We start from the raw sequence: 16528 nt of genomic DNA on the forward strand, positions 1-16528 counted from the left end.
AAGATGACCCGTATCTCGCATATCGAACTGGATGACCGAAACCTGCCCCCGCCGACCCCCGAGATCGAGCAGGAGCGCAAGGTCGCCATCTATGATCTGCTTGAGGAGAACTCATTCACCCTTCCAGCGCGTGACGACCGGGCGATCCCGGACGGACCTTACCATGTGCAGCTGTCGATCCGCGACAAACGGCTGGTCTTCGACATCGAAACCGAAGCCAGTGAGAAGGCGGCCGAATTTCACCTGTCGCTCGGCCCGTTCCGGCAGGTAGTCAAGGATTACTTCCAGATCTGCGAAAGCTATTTTAACGCGGTGAAGAACCTGCCGCCCAGCCAGATCGAAACCATCGACATGGCCCGGCGCGGCATTCACAACGAAGGCAGCCGCGTGTTGCAGGAGCGACTGGAGGGCAAAGCCGAGGTCGATACCGATACTGCCCGCCGCCTCTTCACGCTGATCTGCGTGCTGCATTTCGGAGGCTAACGGGTGACGCCGCTGCCGCAGTCCATCCTGTTCTGTTGCGACCACAATTCGGTCCGGTCGCCCATGGCTGAAGGCATCATGAAGAAATTCTACGGCACAGGTACATACGTACAGTCTGCCGGAGTGCACAGCGATCTGGATATCGATGGGTTCTGCATCGCGGTCTGCCAGGAGATCGGCGTCGAGCTGTCCCGCCATCGCACACGATCCTTCGACGAGATGGAGGAATGGGGGGACGATCTGAGTTCGTTCGACCTGATCGTCGCGCTGTCCCCGGCCAGCCAGCGCCGGGCGTTGGAACTGACGCGGATTTTTCACCTCGATGTCGATTATTGGCCAATTATGGACCCTACGGGGATGGGAGAGACACGGGAAGCCAAGCTACACCACTACCGACAAACCCGCGATCAGATCGTTTCGCATCTGAAAGACCGCTGGGGCGAACCGACGGAGTGACCATGAACCTGACCGTGAAAACCTATTTCGACGCCTTCAACGCCGGTGATGTGGACGGCATGCTGGCCTGCCTGTCCGATGATGTGGCCCATCACGTGAACGAGGGCCAGATTCGCGTGGGCAAAGAGAAATTTGCCGCCTTCTGCGCCCATATGAACCGCTGCTATCGCGAGAATCTGACTGATATCGTGATTTTCGAGGCCGAAGGCGGCACACGCGCTGCCGCCGAATTCATCGTTAACGGCACCTATCTGGAAACCGATGAGGGCCTGCCCGACGCGCATGGTCAGACCTATCGCCTTCCGGCGGGTTCGTTCTTTGATCTTCAAAATGATAAGATTACCCGCGTGACCACCTTCTACAATCTTGCCGATTGGACCAAACAGGTCTCGAATGGCTGAAATCACCGATGTACGCCCCCTGACCGGAGCGGCGCTCGGGGCTGCGCTGGACGACGTTGCCCGTCTGCGGATCGAGGTATTCCGGGTCTGGCCCTATCTCTACGACGGTGATCTGGCCTATGAGCGCGAATATCTGCAATCCTACCGCGACAGCGACAAGGCCATCGTTGTCGGCGCATTTGATGGCGACCGGCTGGTGGGGGCCTCAACCGGTGCCCCGCTGACCGATCACGCCGACGATTTCGCCGCCGCCTTCGCAAGCACGGATCTGATCCTTTCCGAGATCTTCTATTGTGCTGAATCCGTGTTGTTGCCCGCCTACAGGGGGCAGGGTGTCGGGCATAAGTTCTTTGATCAGCGCGAGGCGCATGCCCGTGCTTTGGGTTTCACCAAATGCGCCTTCTGCAGCGTGCAACGTCCCGCTGATCACCCGATGCGGCCTGATGGCTACCGCCCGCTGGATACATTCTGGCGCGCCCGAGGCTACGCGCCTCTGCCCGGGGTGGTCGCGCAGTTCGCCTGGAAGGATGTGGGCGAGGACAGCGAAAGCCAAAAGCCGCTACAGTTCTGGATGCGGGATTTGTGACGGTTGGTGGGCGTAAGCCGCCCACTTGCCGTAATCTCACCACCCCATGCTATGCTAGTGCCCTGAACAGACCTAGCCCAGCAGCGCTTCGATCTTGGACAGCGTAGAGGTGTTGACGGCGACGCCGTGTTGCGCGGCTGTTTCGCGGCAGCTTCGGCGGCCGTCTCCGGGCAAATGCGCGCCTTCTTGGGTGTGAATGGCAGACACGAGTTGCGCGATACCTTCCGGGAAACCGCCGGATGCGGTTGCGTCTGGGTCGATAGCAATGAAGAACTGCCCTGTCTTGGGTGGGCCGCCCGCCGTTCCCGAAAAGGGTGAGGCGTGGATACCCAGCGTCGCCCCTGTCAGCGCGGCAGCCAGAATCTCGGTCAGAAGGGCCACGCCCACGCCTTTATAGCCACCCGATGGTGCCATGGAGCCTTTGAGCCCCACATTCGGATCGGTTGTCGGATTGCCATCGGCATCCAGCGCCCAGCCAATCGGGATCGGTTTGCCTTCGCGCGCATGCTTCATGACTTCGCTTTTGGCGATGGTGCTGGCGCTTTGGTCGATCAGCAGGGCGGGTTGGCCATCGTTTCCGGGGACCGCGATTGAGAATGGGTTGGTCCCGACCACGGGCTTGGCGCCGCCGGACGGAGCGATAGAAGCAGGTGCATTGGTGAAGCCAAGCCCCACAAGGCCCGACTGTGCCAACCGGAAGGTGTGATAGCCCAGAACGCCGCAATTATAACTGTTGCGGATCGCCAGAACCGCGACGCCTTGCGCACGCGCCGCAGGGATCAGCGCCTCGAAACCTTTGTCAATCGCTGCATGGGCGAACCCGGTCGCTGCATCAACCGTCACCACGCCGGGGCGCGGCTGGGACAGTTGAGGCGTGGCTTGCCCATCCACCTTGCCACACTGAACATGCTCGGCGTAGATCGGGATATAGGCCAAGCCATGGCTTGCCACCCCGTCCGCCTCGGTCGCTGCGGTTGCAACAGCCAGGGGCCGGGCGTTCTCGGGGCTGGTGCCCGCAGCCACCAATGCGCGGAAAGACAAATCCTCGATTTCAGCAAGGGTGAGGGTACGGGTTTCGATCATGTCGGTCTCTCATTCAGTCGTTATCGGATAGGCCAGCCCCGGCCCCCAACAGGCGGGATTCTTCGGTCGCGGGCGCATAGGTGCGATGGGCAAATCGGTTGAGCGTATCCCAGCTTGCCGAATCCGGCGTCGCGCGGGTTGCTTGTGGTCGAGGGGTGGTGATCTGACCGCCCAGCGCGACTTCAACGCCATCAGAAAGCGCGGGCCAGTCCTGCCCGGCAGTGAGGCATCCACCGTCCGTTGTGGCCATGAACTGGCCGGTCGTAAGGGTGATCACCGAATTCTGAGCGCGGGCCGCAGACGCCGCGAAGGGCATCAGAAGGATCGGTGCCGCAAGGTTTCGGATACGTATCGGACCCGCGCGCAGCAGGTCAGATCGATCGGATAGTAAAGCGCCCGTGATGATCGGACAAAGCGCGCCCTGCCCGGCCCAATCCGCGTGCGTCGCGACCGGTCGATGGTCCCTGAGCGAGGCAGCCAAACCTTGTTCGAGCAGCTGCGCCAAGGATTTCGCGCCATCCATCCCTTGCGCACAGAGCCAGCGCGTGGCCTTGCCTGCCTCTTCCGCCAGCCCCCAAGGGTAACCGGCCCCGCGCGTGGCGCGCTTGGCGGTGGCTTCGATCTCGTTCAGCGACACATTCACGGTGCAAGCTCCGGATAGACCCACATATCAGCGGTTCGGTTGTTCAGATCCTCGGGATACGGCGCGCCAGCATACATGCAGATGCGCACCCAACGATCCGAACGGGGGTCGAAATGGGTTGCACCAAAAAACGAGAGTTTGGCACGCAGCATGTCGATCGGCAGAACATCGGCGCTGATCGTGTTGTCGCGGATCTCGCCGTAGGGCGCGACGCGGCTCATTTGTGCGCGGCGAATTGTGTGGCGGTGTTCGGGATGCTCCAGCAGAAAGTCGGCAACGCGTACTGTTTCTGGCCATTGAGAAAGCAACCTGTCAGCCAGAGCGGCATCGCGCGCTGGTGCAAGCGGCTGTTCGTAGTCTGCAATCGGCTCATCAAATCGCTCGCCCAGTCGCGGTTCGAGCTTTTCTTCCGACACATACCAGGCGCGCGCGCAGTGTTCGGGCGCGCTCCAGTCCAGATCCAGCGCCCAGCCAAAGCTGGCGCGGATCAGGTCACGCACCCCAGCAACGGGCATCGCGCCGTCTATCACATGCGCCGTCCGGCTGCTGTCTGCCATACAGCTGGTCAGCCCATCGACCAGATCGCCGTAGGGTTCCAGGATCAGCGAGGCCAGCAGTTCCTGCCCTTCCTCGCTCAGCGCATCCTGCGACCAGAGGATCAGCCGGTTCCACGGATAATTCCGGGTCAGGTCGGTTTGGTCCAGATACTCGGATATTGCGCCCAGATCGGTATTCAGCGCGGCCAGTTTCCCGATCTGAATGGGGTGTTCGGACCGCCACCACGAGGTCGAAAGCTTGCTGCGCTCAAACACATCGCGAAAGCAGGCCACTTCAGCCTCTGAAGCTGTTTCGACGGACCGGACCCGCGCAATGGCCTCTTCCCGCACCATGATCCAGTTGTTGAACAGAACGGGGTGGTTGACGATGAAGGGCGCCATGCCCAGCCCGGTCGAGTTGCCGATGCCCAGCCAGCGCGCGATGTCGGGGTCCAGCTCTGCCGTCTGGTCGCCGCCTTTGGCGCGGGCCATGTGCTGCACCAGATCGCGCACGAAAGTTCGTGTCAGATAGACCGACAGCATCTCGGCCTGAAATGGCGCGCTGACCTCATCACGGTCTGCAATCTTCTCGCGATCCGCTGCGCCGAATTTGCCCGAGCCATAAACGGCGGTGGTCCGCATCAGGTAGCCGACCTTGTAAATCTGTTCGAGATCGGGTTGCTGACCAGAAGCCAGACGATCCACCACATGCGCCCACAGACGCACCGAACGGTTGGCACGCGACAGAGACAGTTCGCTTTCGCTCACTCGCCCGGCCTCTTGCAGGGGCACGTTCCGCGACAGGCGGTCGATGTCATCTTCAGTCGGGATACCGTCGAAAAGCGCAAAGGTCGCGTCCCAGGCTTCGGCAATCACGCGATCCGAGCGTTGCTCAGGCGGCAAATCATGGGCGAACGCCACCAGTGAATAGGCCCGTTCCGGGCCTTGCGCGGTATAGACCGCGTGGCCAACACCTTTGTCGTCAATCTGGAAGACCGCGCGCGTGAACGCCCAGTTCTCAGCCGCCATCCGGCGGGTCAGTTGCCGCATGAAGCTGAGGCGGCATTGATGCAGCGATCCCAATCGCGACAGGCGCATTACCAAGGCCGGGTCGCGGCGCGCAATATGAGGGCTTTGATCGGTCATGCGCTTTGGGGGCCGAAATTGTCGGCGAAGAAGCGATACCAGTTGCCACCCATGATCCCGGCGACCTCTTCGGTGTTCATGCCTGCGGCGCGCAGGCCGGATGCGATATTTCCAAAGTCTCGGTTGTCCTGAAACCAGCCCGGCATCGGCGGGAAACCGGGGGCCGAGGCCGAGCCTTCGCCGTAATCGATCTGTTTCGTCCAGCGTCCAACGCGCATCCATTCAACCACGCTGTCGGGTTGATCCTGACACAGGTCGGTGCCAATCCCCAGATGCTGGACGCCGTATCTCTCAGCCGTGCGGGCGATCATCTCACAGAAACTCTCCAACGTGCAGTCGGACTTGTCTTTCAGGTGATGAGGATAGACCGAAAAGCCGAGCATCCCACCGTTTTGTGTGACCGCACGGATCACGTCGTCGCGCTTGTTGCGCAGCGCGGGTGACCATTCGTGCGGATTGGCGTGAGTGATAGCGATGGGACGCTCGGACAGTTCGGCGGCCTCGATGGTCGACCGGTCCGCCGAATGGCTCATGTCGACAACAAGACCTACACGGTTCATTTCTTTGATTACCTGCTTGCCCATGCGGGTGATACCGGTGTCTTCGGCCTCGTAACAGCCGGTCGCCAGCAGCGACTGGTTGTTATAGGTCAGCTGCATGAAGCGGGCACCCAGGTCATGCAGTATCTCGACCAACCCGATATCGTCCTCGATGGGGCTGGGGTTCTGGAACCCGAAGAACACAGCCGTCCGTCCGGATGCGCGCGCGGTGTCGATGTCGCTGGCCCAGCGGCCTTTCATGATCAGGTCGGGGTATTGTTCGAACCAACGGTTCCACTTTTCAAAATTCAGAACCGTTTCGCGGAAGCTTTCGTGATAGGCGATGGTGACGTGGATCGCGTCCACGCCGCCTTCGCGCAGTTGGCGGAAAATCTTCTCCGACCAGTTGGCATATTGCAGCCCGTCAATCAGCATCAGACCGGGCCTGCGCTGATATAGGCGGTTTTGACGGTAGTGTAGAATTCCGCCGCCGCCTTGCCCTGTTCGCGCGGACCATAGGAGCTGTCGCCGCGTCCGCCAAAGGGCACGTGGTAGTCGGTGCCTGCGGTGGGCAGGTTCACCGTCACCACACCGGTGCGCGCGTTGCGGCGGAAATGAGTGGCCCGGGCCAGCGATTTGGTCACGATGCCTGAGGTCAGGCCGAAATTGGTGTCGTTGACCACGCTCAGCGCTTCGTCATAGCTGCCGACCTTGATGACGCTGGTCAGCGGCGCGAACATTTCCTCGCGGTTGATGCGCATGTCGTTATTGGTGTTCAGGAACACGCCCGGCGACATGTAGAACCCGTCATGCGGCATTTCCAGACGCTGACCGCCACAGGCCAGCTCGGCCCCTTCGGTTTTGCCCAGATCGACATAGGCGAGGTTTTCCTGCAACTGCTGCTGGCTGACAACGGGACCCATCTGAGTGCCCTCTTCGAGCGCGTGACCCACTTTCATCGCCTGCGCGCCTGCAACCAGTTTCTCAACAAAAGCATCGTGGATGCCCGCGTGGACAACCAGCCGTGACGAGGCGGTGCATTTCTGCCCTGTGCCACCGAATGCGCCGCCCAAGGCCAGCGTCACCGCCAGATCCAGATCGGCGTCGTCCATCACGGCCAGTGCGTTCTTGGAACCCATCTCCATCTGTACTTTGGTCAGGTTCTGAATGGCGGCGGCGGCGATGCCCTTGCCCACTGGCACGGAACCGGTGAAGGAAATTGCGTTGACCTTCGAGCTTTCGACCAACCGTTGGCCGATGCTACGCCCAGACCCCATAACAAGGCTGAACAGACCCTTGGGGATATCCTGCCGCTCGATGATTTCGGTCAGAGCCACTGCCGAAGCCGGCGTAATGTTGGCAGGCTTCCACACAACCGCGTTGCCATAGCAGAGGGCGGGTGCAATCTTCCACGACGCCGTCGCAGTGGGGAAGTTCCACGGGCTGATGATGGCGACCACGCCAACCGCCTCGCGCCGCACGTCAATCTCGATATCGGGACGGACGGAATCGGCGTTCTCGCCAATCTGGCGCAGACATTCGGCGGCGTAGTAAGTAAAGAACTGACCAGCGCGGAACACTTCGCCTTTGCCCTCGGCCAGCGGCTTGCCTTCTTCGCGGGCCAGCAGCGTGCCCAGCTCTTCGGCGCGGGCCATCAGTTCAGTGCCGATGGCGTTCAGCACAGCCTGCTTGCGCTCCAGCCCGTAAGCCGCCCACTCGGCCTGTGCGATACGCGCCTGATCCAGCGTCGCCTCAAGCTGATCGGCGCTGGCCTGAGCAAACATGCCGACCAGATCAATCAGGTCCGATGGATTGCGGTTTTCAATTTCGCTTTCGCCCGCCAGCCATTCGCCAGCGATCAGGTTCAATTTGGTCACGTTGCGCCCCAGAGTCAGAATTTGTTCTCCATAGGATGGATTCTTCGGGCGACATCAGTCAAACTCAAACAATTGAAGTTAAGTTCAGGAAAATTGAAATTTGACACTGAAGATCGAAATGCTGCGCTGTTTCTGTACCGTTGCCCAAACCGGCAATCTGGTCGAGGCTGCAGACCGGTTGGGCCGCACCCAATCGGCCCTGTCGATGACCCTGAAACAGCTTGAGGATCATCTGGGCAAGAAGCTGTTTGAAGGTGAACGTAAAAATCAACTCTCCGCACTGGGAGAGCAAGTGTTCGATCTGGCGCTGCAACAGGTTCGGCAGTTCGATCAGACAGTCCAGAATATCGAAGCTGCAGCCCATGCCGAGCAAGGCCTGATCCGCATCGTGTCGGTCCCGTCTGTCGGCGCGCTGATCTTTCCGAACCTTCTGGAGCATATGAGCAGACAGTACCCCGGTGTACAGATTGAGCTGCGCGATACCGACACCCAGCAAGTGCTGGACGCGCTGACCGGTGATCAGGCGGATATCGGCATCGCCTCGGGACTGCATGCGTTGAACGGGGTCAAAGCTGTTCCTCTGTTCGAGGATGCATTTGGCCTTGTAGCGGCTTCGGATCATCCGCTGATCACGCAAAAGACGCCGCCGACCATCGCGGATTTGCAGAATGCCCCCTTCATACGCAACGCGTTGTGTGACCTGATCCAAACGCCGGATTTTGCGGCCGTGGCCGAGGCCGCCGAGGTCACAATCCACAACACGCATTCCCTGATCACGATGGTCCGGTCCGGAAGATGGATCACCGTCCTACCCAAGACGGTGACCGAGTTCCTGCCCTCGGAGGTCGCCTTCTGCGCCATCGCGAATCTGCACGACAAGCGGCAGGTCTATCTTTATCTTCGTGAGAGGACCCGCTTCCCCTCTCTGACAGCGGCCTGCAGTCAGTTTATCCTGTCGCACGGATTTTCCTGACCGGGAAACGTCAGACACCGCTCTGCACATTCTCTCGCCATGCTGTGAGCAAGGTTTATTGGGCAGAAACCAAGGGCGACCACATCTTTCTATCAGGCCCACAAGTGGTGTCAGAGATAGGAGAGATGATGAAAAAGTCCATCACGACATATCTGCCCGCACTCGTTGTTTTGCTGGCCGGGCAAGCTGTGGCTGCGCAAGAGATCGCGGTGCATGGCCCATCGGGATACAAGCGCGTCTCGGCATCGGATGCCGCTTTTCATGGCACGGCGGAGCCGCGTATTACGCGGTATCACACGCTTGCCGTGAACCCGGCGCAGGTTGATCTTCCGGTTGTGAAAGCCAACGTGCACAAACCCAAGATCAAGCTGAAGATATACAAGAAACCCAAGGTGAAAATATACAAGCAGCCGAAGCAAAAGCAGCTGTATCATCACCCGGCATACAAGCGCCCCAAATATCGGCACCCGGCGTATAACTATCCCAGGTACCGGGCGCAGAGGCTGCATCTGCGGTCCAGATCCTATCGCGCACCGCATTACCGCTATGCCCCCAAGCGGTATCGGCGGCACTAGCCGCCGCGCAGGCGTTGCATCAGATAGACTTCGCTGCCTTCGGGGATCGGTTCGGTCAAGCCACTGGCGATGACGCGCCCGTCTATGGCAATCGACACGCCCGCATCAATCGGGGCCTGAAGCTGCGGATGCGCGCGCACCAGTTCGCGCAGCAGCTCTCCGGTGGTTTTGGCCTCGACCTCGACCACCTCGCAACCCCCGGTCAGAGACCGGAGGCTGGACCAGAGGTGGACCTCAACCATTGTCCTTGAGCGCGGCCAGAATGCGCGGCGGGGACATCGGCAGTTGCTTCAGCCGCACGCCCGCTGCGTTGGACACAGCATTGGCGATTGCGGCCAGAGGTGGAACGATGCCGGTCTCGCCCACACCACGCACACCGAACGGGTGGCCGGGGTTGGGCACTTCGACGATCACCGTGTCGATCATCGGCAGGTCGCTGGCAACGGGGATGCGGTAGTCGAGGAAGATCGAGTTCTGCAGACGACCGTCGTCGCCATAGATATATTCCTCGTTCAGCGCCCAGCCGATGCCCTGCGCGGCTCCGCCCTGATACTGGCCTTCGACATAGGTCGGGTGGATCGCCTTGCCCGCATCCTGAATGACCGTGTAGCGGGTGATGCTGGTCTTGCCGGTTTCCGGATCAACCTCAGCGTCGACGATATGGGTGCCGAAGGATACACCCGCGCCTTCAGGCGTGGCCTCGAAATGGCCCGAGATCGGGCCGCCGGTCGCGCCCATATGGGCGGTGATATCGGCCAGCGGGCGAGGGTCGAAGTCACCGGCGTTGGGGCCTGAGGGCACAGCACAGCCGTTCTCCCACTTCACCGCATCAACCGGAATACCCCAGCTGGCTGCGGCACGGGCGCATAGCTGCTCGACCGCATGGCGGGCCGCCTTGATGGTCGCCAAGCCCGAGGCATAGGTCACGCGGCTGCCGTGGCTTACATCATTGTAACCCAGCGTTGCCGTATCGGCGACGGTCACGCGGATATTCTCGTAGGGAATACCCAGAACCTCGGCCGCCATCAGCGCCATTGACGCGCGCGAGCCGCCGATATCCGGCGTACCGACCATGACTTGGGCCGAGCCGTCCTCGGACAGGGCCAGAGAAACCGACGTTTCGCCGCCATGGTTGAACCAGAATCCGCAGGAGATCCCGCGCCCCTGCCCCGGCTTCAGCGGGGCTGCGTAATGTGGATGCGCTTTCGCAGCTTCCAGCGTTTCGACTAGGCCGATGCGCTCATAGGTCGGGCCATAGCTGGCCTTGGTGCCCTCATGAGCCGCGTTTTTCAGACGCACATCCAACGGGTCGAGGCCCAGTTTGTTGCACAGCTCATCCAGAACGGATTCAACGGCAAACGCGCCCATCGGAGCGCCCGGTGCACGATAGGCGGCCTGTTTCGGGCGGTTGGCCATCACGTCATAGCCGACCTGACGCACATTGGTCAGGTTGTAGGGCGCAAAGGCGCACATGGCGGTCATGTCGCCGGGTGCACCCGGGAAGGCTCCACCCTGAAGGCGGAAAATGCCCTGAGCCGCCGTGATGGTGCCGTCTTTCTTCATGCCGATCTTGATATCCATCGACGCGGATGAGGTCGGGCCCGTGGCGCGGAACACCTCGGACCGGGTCATCACCAGCTTGACCGGACGGTTTGCCTTGCGGCTGAGCGCCAGCGCGACCGGTTCGATGAACACGGTGGTCTTGCCGCCAAAGCCGCCGCCGATCTCGGACGCGGTCACGCGCAGTTGCGAAGTTTCGATCCCCAGCAGCGCGGCGCAGGTTTTCTGCGCGATCCAGTGACCTTGGGTGGTGCACCACAGCTCACCCTTGCCATCCATGCCCAAGGAGCCCATGCAGGCATGCGGTTCGATATAACCCTGATGGGTGGCCTCGGTGACAAAGCTGTCTTCGACGACCAGATCGGCCTCGGCAAATCCGGCTTCGACATCACCATGGCCGCTTTCGTGATAGCGCACTACGTTGGGGTGCATGCCCTCAGGCACAGAATAATCCGCCGCACCTTCGCGGATGACGGGTGCGTCGGGGGCCATCGCCTTGTCCACGTCGGTGACATGGGGCAGGACCTCGTATTCGACCTCGATCAGCTTGAGCGCATCGCGCGCCGCCAGGGCCGATGTCGCTGCAACTGCCGCCACCGCGTGACCGTCATAGAGCGCCTTTTCACCCGCCATGACGTTTTCCAGCACGTTCCAGAATTCGCCTTCAAGCCCCGGTTTGAACGGGACATCGGCGAAATCGGCGCGTGTGACGACGGCTTTGACATCCTTGTGGGCCTCAGCCTTTGAGGCGTCGATTTTCACGATCCGCGCATGCGCATGAGGCGAGCGCAGGATTGCGCCGTGCAGCATACCGGGGGCTGAGATATCTGCACCGAACTTGGCGCGGCCCGTCACCTTGTCCAGACCGTCGGGGCGGTCAGGGCGGGTGCCGACAAAGGTGAAATCAGATTTGCGATCGTCCAGTGCCATTATGACGCCTCCCGCATTTCAGCCGCCGTATCCATCACGGCGCGAATGATCTTGTCATAGCCGGTGCAGCGGCAGAGGTTGCCTGCCAGCCAGTACCGGGTTTCCTCTTCGGTGGGATTGGGGTTCTTTTCCAGCAGCGACTTGGCCGCCACCAGAATGCCCGGGGTGCAGATGCCGCATTGCAGGGCGGCATATTCGATCATCTTCTTCTGCAGCGGATGCAGGACGTCGCCGTCCGCAATGCCCTCGACCGTTTCGATCTGCTTGCCCTCAGCCTCGACGCCCAGCATCAGGCAAGAGCACACAAGGCGGCCGTCAACGCTGACCGAACATGCGCCGCAATCGCCGGTGCCGCAGCCCTCTTTCGCGCCGGTCAGGTTCAGCTTGTCGCGCAGACAATCCAGCAGGGTTTCGCGCGGGTCGCAGAGGTATTCAACCGCGTCCCCGTTCACGGTGGTGGATACGTGGAACTTGCTCATACGTCTTCTCCCTTCGCGCGGGCATAGGCGATTTTCGCGGCGCGTTTGGCCAGTACACCGGCCACTTCGGTGCGGAACGCGATGGTCCCGCGTTTGTCATCGATCGGGTTACAAGCGACAGAGGCCGCAGTTGCCAGTGCTTCCAACGCGGCTTCATCCAGCGCGCTGCCAATGATTGCCTTGGCGCAATCTTCGACCAGCAAGACGGTCGGGGCCACGGCACCCAGCGACACGCGGGCTTCGGTGATGGTATCCCCATCCAGCCGCACGTTAACGCCCACACCAACAACCGCGATATCCATCTCGGTGCGCGGGATAAAGCGCAGGTAAGCATCACCGCCGTTTTCCCCGCGCGCGGGAATGTTGACCGCCGAGATCAGTTCACCTTTGGCCAGTGAAGTCTTGCCGGGTCCGGTCGGGATGTCTTCGACCGCCACCTCTCGCGTGCCGTCCGGGCCAGTCACGGTGACCGTAACGCCCGCCGCAACCATCGCTGGCACCGAATCCGCTGCCGGAGAACCATTGCACAGGTTGCCCGTCAGAGTGGCTCGCCCCTGTACCTGAGTCGATCCGATCAGGTCCATCGCCTCGACCACACCCGGCCAGTCGCGCCCCAACTCGGCGTGTTCGCTCATCTCGGCACCCGTCGCCGCGACGCCCAGCGTCCAGCTGCCATCGGCATTGCGGGTGATGTCGCTGACGCCGTCGATCTTCTTGATGTCGATCAGAGTATCGGGCGTCACCAGTTCCGAGCGCAGTTGCACCAGCACATCGGTGCCGCCTGCCAGAAACCGTGTGATGCCCGTCGCGTTTGCGGCCAGAGCCGACGCTTCGGCAAAGCTGGCGGGGCTGTGATAATCCATGAAAATACCTCGCACCTGTTGATCAGGATAGACTGGGGTTCGCCGGGGACGTTAGTCCAGCAAATCGGCGGCGTCCATGGCTGGATCGACCAATTTTTCTAATTCAAAATGTCGTTTCTTCACCAATGATCACAGATCGATCTCGATCACCCCGTCTGGTGCGGCTGCTCGGCTTTGGCATAGGATGATCGCGCCTTCTCTTTGTTTGTTGGACAGGACAAAGTCGCGATGTTCGATCTCGCCGGATATCACGCCGCATTTGCAGACACCGCAAATGCCGTCGGAGCACTTCACATCGACGTGGAAACCCGCTTCGTTCAACACCTGAGCAGCATCCTTGTCTGCCGGAACGGTCAGGTCCCGGCCCGATTTCGCCAGCCTCAGAGTGAACGGGTTATTTTCATAATCGGGCTGTTCGGGGACCGAGAAATACTCCAGATGCCGCGCTTCTTCGGGGAAACCCTGCGCCTCGGCAGCCTGTATAACACCGTCCATATAGCGGTCCGGGCCGCAGGTATAAACGTGCCAGCCGTCCTGATATCCGCCCAGAACAGCCTCCAGATCGGCGCGCGTGCCTTCATCCGAGAAATGATAGTGTACATGATCGGCCCATGGCATAGCTGCCAGATCGTCCAGATATCCGGCACCGGCGCGGGTGCTGGCGGAATAATGCAGCTCGAAGGGCTTGCCCAACCCGTACAGGCGATGGGCAAAGGCAATCATCGGCGTGATACCGATACCGCCGCCCATCAGGAAGGTTCTGGTCGCGGTCTCATCCAGCTCAAAGTGGTTGATCGGCTTCGAGATGAAGACCTTGCGCCCTTCATTGAAGATACGATGCAGCAAGGCCGAGCCTCCGCGCCCTTCATCCTCGCGCAGCACACCGATCTGGTAGATTGTGCGGTCCGAAGGGTCGCCCGACATCGAATATTGCCGCAGGAATTCAGGCGTGACCAGCACATCCAGATGCGCCCCAGCGGTCCATTGGGGCAAAGGCGCGCCGTCGAGGGTCGAGAATTCGTACTTGGTGACGTCCGCAGTCATCTTATCGACCTTGGTCAGTTCGACCCGCATCACCGGGGCGTCCCCGGCGACCTGATAGCGATGGATGACCGACATGTCGCCCGCCGCTTTGCGCGTCTTGTAGTCTTCGGCGGTGACCATCGCCTCATAGGCGGCAATCCCGGCTTCGCGGTCCATGTTGAACGGGTATGGCCAAGGATGCGGTGCCAAGGGCGCGGGGTAAACGGCGAGCGTCTGATCCTCGTATTTCAGATCGAGGTCTTTTTGCAGATCCCGCCGGTTCAAAGAATGCTGGGATGGGCGATAGGCCCCGTCGGGTTCCAGTTCGATGTCCCACCACCATTTCTTGATGTCATTTAGACCCCCGTTGCCGACGGCATCATCCAGTTTGGCCAAGGCAGGCGCGGCCTGCGGGATGTTCATCGCGGCCCATCGGAAGGGACGTTCCTTGAAGATCCCCTCCAGATTCCACGGGCAGGTTTTCATACAGCGCCCGCACATCGCGCCGCCCGGCGTGGTAATGCGATAAGTGGCGCATTTCTGGCTATCAGATTTCCAGATTTCATAGCCGTTGAACATCAGCTTCGGACCGGCGGTGATGGCACCCGAGGGGCATTCGCGGGCACATTTGTTGCAAGACTCGCAAAAGGTCTGCAGGCCGAAATCGATAGGTTTGTCATGCGCCATCGGCATGTCAGTGGTCACCACACCAGATTTCAGGCGTGGGCCGAGATAGGGGTTCAGGATGACTTCGCCGATCCGGCTGACCTCTCCCAATCCCGACAGCAGCAGCAGCGGCGGTTGCAGCACCTCACCATCCATCACCGTATGCGCTTTGGCCTTGTAGCCGAGATTGCGAATTTGCTGCGCGATCACGCTCCCGAGCAGCGAGAACCGCAGATAGGCGCGCATCGATTGGGCGACGCTGATCCAATCGTCACCACTGGCACCTTCCATCGTCTCATAGCCTTGATCGATGATCATGCTGATGGCCTGATCGTGGGGCGGAACGATCTCTTCCCCGGTGGCGTCGTGGGAATACCAGCTCCACTCGGGGCACCGGCTGAGGCCGACCGCATCGACCCCAAGGAAATAGGTCGCGGCCTTGATATTCTGGGCATTTCTTTCGGCATCTGTTGGCCGCGCCGCTTCGGCTCTGTCACCGTCCTGCAGCAGAACAAACGCGCCCAGCGCGCGACGTTGGGCAAAGCTGGGGGCGGATTTGCGCACGTAGTGCCCGCCCTTGGTCGCATCCTGCAGCGATTTACCCATGTCACCGAACTGGGCCCGTGCGAACATATCCGCGCGCTTGGGCACGCGGGCTACGTTTTCCTCGTCGATATAGGTGGTCGGAGTGTCGACCCGTTTGAGGTTCTCAAACGGATGCGCCCCGTCCACATAACGCCGCTTGGCATAGGCATCCCGGTTCAGCGCGTTCTTTGCAAAGCCCGCACCCAGCCACCAAGCGGGTCCTTGCGTGCGGAACCAAGGCTGGTCGGCCATCGGGCGCAGTGGGCGGTCATGCGCGATCTCCATCTCGGTGGTCACGGCGGCCAAACCGAACCGCTTGCCTAGCCACGGCACCACAACCGCGCCGTCCTCGACCGAGGCCAGTCCCGCCGCAACCGCCAGCTTGCCCAGATCGACCTCGGACGACATTGCCGCATGCGCACGCGCATCGAAGCCCAGCAGGCGGATGTAATTGGCAATGACCACCGCATTCTCGGTCGCCAGCAGGCACGCGCGGTGATCCTGCGCATCGCCGATCCAGTCTGTGCCCGGCTCTGACGGCTCAGGGTCGCGGTTGAACTCATAGAGGAACACAATCGCATGACGATGAGAGTCGATGGGTTTCGGCGCGGCCTCCATGCTTTCTTTCAGGTCCGCCATGATCACGTCGATGCCCGAGGCAAGTGTCTTGGTCTGCCGCGTTTTGAGCGCATGGGCCAGCCGGTCGATATCCGGGTTGCGCCGCGGCTCAGCCAGCATCGCCTCCGCAGGCAGCGGCCCGCAGCCCATCATCGACGCATCATTGAAATAGCCGAATGCTTTCAGATGGTTGGCACGATCCACAGGGTTGGCAGGAATCTCCGAGGCAACCGGATTCACGAACCCATCCCGGATCGCGTCCATCATCGCCTGAAATTCGCCCATCGCATTCACGATGCTTTCGGGCTGCTCGGGCCTGTGAAAGCTGAGTGCGCGCATCGGTTCGACCAGCGCCAGATCAGGCATCCGATCCTGCCGCGCCAGCCGTTCCAGCGGGAACGGACCCATGTGAACAGGTCTGTTCTTGTCCGAGAAAAAGCGGATCCCCATTGCGCGCCTCCTGCTTGCTGCCCACTCCCCTACCCCGGCATGGACACCAAAACCAT

At 61.0% G+C, this 16528-nt stretch carries 16 protein-coding genes; 6 read left to right on the top strand and 10 right to left on the bottom strand.

Features of this window, described 5'->3' with window-relative positions; all coding sequences use genetic code 11:
• Positions 1-3: 3 nt before the first annotated feature.
• From ACR0IV_RS08985 to ACR0IV_RS09000, 4 genes are read left to right on the top strand one after another with little or no spacing between them, the layout of a single operon-like run.
• Positions 4-483, top strand: a complete 480-nt coding sequence (locus ACR0IV_RS08985) for a UPF0262 family protein (protein WP_480468983.1) — start codon at positions 4-6, stop codon at positions 481-483.
• Positions 484-486: 3 nt separating this feature from the next.
• Complete coding sequence (locus tag ACR0IV_RS08990) at positions 487-939, top strand: arsenate-mycothiol transferase ArsC (protein ID WP_480468982.1); 453 nt, start codon at positions 487-489, stop codon at positions 937-939.
• A gap of 2 nt (positions 940-941) precedes the next feature.
• On the top strand, positions 942-1340 hold the full coding sequence (locus ACR0IV_RS08995) for a ketosteroid isomerase-related protein (RefSeq protein WP_480656966.1): 399 nt from the start codon (positions 942-944) through the stop codon (positions 1338-1340).
• Positions 1333-1926 (top strand): GNAT family N-acetyltransferase, encoded by a 594-nt coding sequence (locus ACR0IV_RS09000; RefSeq protein ID WP_480656965.1) that lies wholly within the window; start codon positions 1333-1335, stop codon positions 1924-1926. The genes ACR0IV_RS08995 and ACR0IV_RS09000 overlap by 8 nt, the downstream gene beginning before the upstream one ends.
• Positions 1927-1998: 72 nt before the next feature.
• On the opposite strand, the gene ACR0IV_RS09005 is transcribed toward ACR0IV_RS09000, so the two are convergent.
• From ACR0IV_RS09005 to ACR0IV_RS09025, 5 genes are read right to left on the bottom strand one after another with little or no spacing between them, the layout of a single operon-like run.
• Positions 1999-3009 carry an Ldh family oxidoreductase gene (locus ACR0IV_RS09005; RefSeq protein ID WP_480656964.1) on the bottom strand — a complete coding sequence of 337 codons (1011 nt, stop codon included), beginning with the start codon at positions 3007-3009 and terminating at the stop codon, positions 1999-2001.
• A gap of 13 nt (positions 3010-3022) precedes the next feature.
• A complete protein-coding gene (locus ACR0IV_RS09010; protein WP_480656963.1) occupies positions 3023-3652 on the bottom strand; it encodes a DUF3726 domain-containing protein in 630 nt (209 codons plus the stop codon).
• The gene (locus tag ACR0IV_RS09015) at positions 3649-5334 is read right to left on the bottom strand and encodes a hypothetical protein (protein WP_480656962.1); all 1686 of its coding nucleotides are present in this window, start codon (positions 5332-5334) and stop codon (positions 3649-3651) included. The genes ACR0IV_RS09010 and ACR0IV_RS09015 overlap by 4 nt, the downstream gene beginning before the upstream one ends.
• On the bottom strand, positions 5331-6308 hold the full coding sequence (locus ACR0IV_RS09020; protein WP_480656961.1) for a membrane dipeptidase: 978 nt from the start codon (positions 6306-6308) through the stop codon (positions 5331-5333). The genes ACR0IV_RS09015 and ACR0IV_RS09020 overlap by 4 nt, the downstream gene beginning before the upstream one ends.
• A complete protein-coding gene (locus tag ACR0IV_RS09025) occupies positions 6308-7750 on the bottom strand; it encodes an aldehyde dehydrogenase family protein (protein WP_480656960.1) in 1443 nt (480 codons plus the stop codon). The genes ACR0IV_RS09020 and ACR0IV_RS09025 overlap by 1 nt, the downstream gene beginning before the upstream one ends.
• Before the next feature lie 100 nt (positions 7751-7850).
• On the opposite strand from ACR0IV_RS09025, the gene ACR0IV_RS09030 reads away from it, so the two are divergent.
• On the top strand, positions 7851-8723 hold the full coding sequence (locus tag ACR0IV_RS09030; protein ID WP_480656959.1) for a LysR family transcriptional regulator: 873 nt from the start codon (positions 7851-7853) through the stop codon (positions 8721-8723).
• Between the two features lie 128 nt (positions 8724-8851).
• Complete coding sequence (locus ACR0IV_RS09035) at positions 8852-9298, top strand: hypothetical protein (RefSeq protein ID WP_480656958.1); 447 nt, start codon at positions 8852-8854, stop codon at positions 9296-9298.
• Here the strand turns inward: ACR0IV_RS09035 and ACR0IV_RS09040 are convergent.
• From ACR0IV_RS09040 to ACR0IV_RS09060, 5 genes are all read right to left on the bottom strand, one after another.
• The gene (locus ACR0IV_RS09040) at positions 9295-9540 is read right to left on the bottom strand and encodes a MoaD/ThiS family protein (RefSeq protein WP_480468972.1); all 246 of its coding nucleotides are present in this window, start codon (positions 9538-9540) and stop codon (positions 9295-9297) included. The genes ACR0IV_RS09035 and ACR0IV_RS09040 overlap by 4 nt on opposite strands.
• On the bottom strand, positions 9533-11788 hold the full coding sequence (locus tag ACR0IV_RS09045; protein WP_480468971.1) for a xanthine dehydrogenase family protein molybdopterin-binding subunit: 2256 nt from the start codon (positions 11786-11788) through the stop codon (positions 9533-9535). The genes ACR0IV_RS09040 and ACR0IV_RS09045 overlap by 8 nt, the downstream gene beginning before the upstream one ends.
• A complete protein-coding gene (locus ACR0IV_RS09050) occupies positions 11788-12267 on the bottom strand; it encodes a (2Fe-2S)-binding protein (RefSeq protein ID WP_170408211.1) in 480 nt (159 codons plus the stop codon). Before ACR0IV_RS09050 ends, ACR0IV_RS09045 begins: the two co-directional genes overlap by 1 nt.
• The gene (locus ACR0IV_RS09055) at positions 12264-13130 is read right to left on the bottom strand and encodes an FAD binding domain-containing protein (protein ID WP_480656957.1); all 867 of its coding nucleotides are present in this window, start codon (positions 13128-13130) and stop codon (positions 12264-12266) included. Before ACR0IV_RS09055 ends, ACR0IV_RS09050 begins: the two co-directional genes overlap by 4 nt.
• A gap of 129 nt (positions 13131-13259) precedes the next feature.
• Positions 13260-16472, bottom strand: a complete 3213-nt coding sequence (locus ACR0IV_RS09060) for a reductive dehalogenase (protein ID WP_480656956.1) — start codon at positions 16470-16472, stop codon at positions 13260-13262.
• Positions 16473-16528 lie beyond the last annotated feature (56 nt).

Source organism: Ruegeria sp. C2, assembly GCF_056537765.1.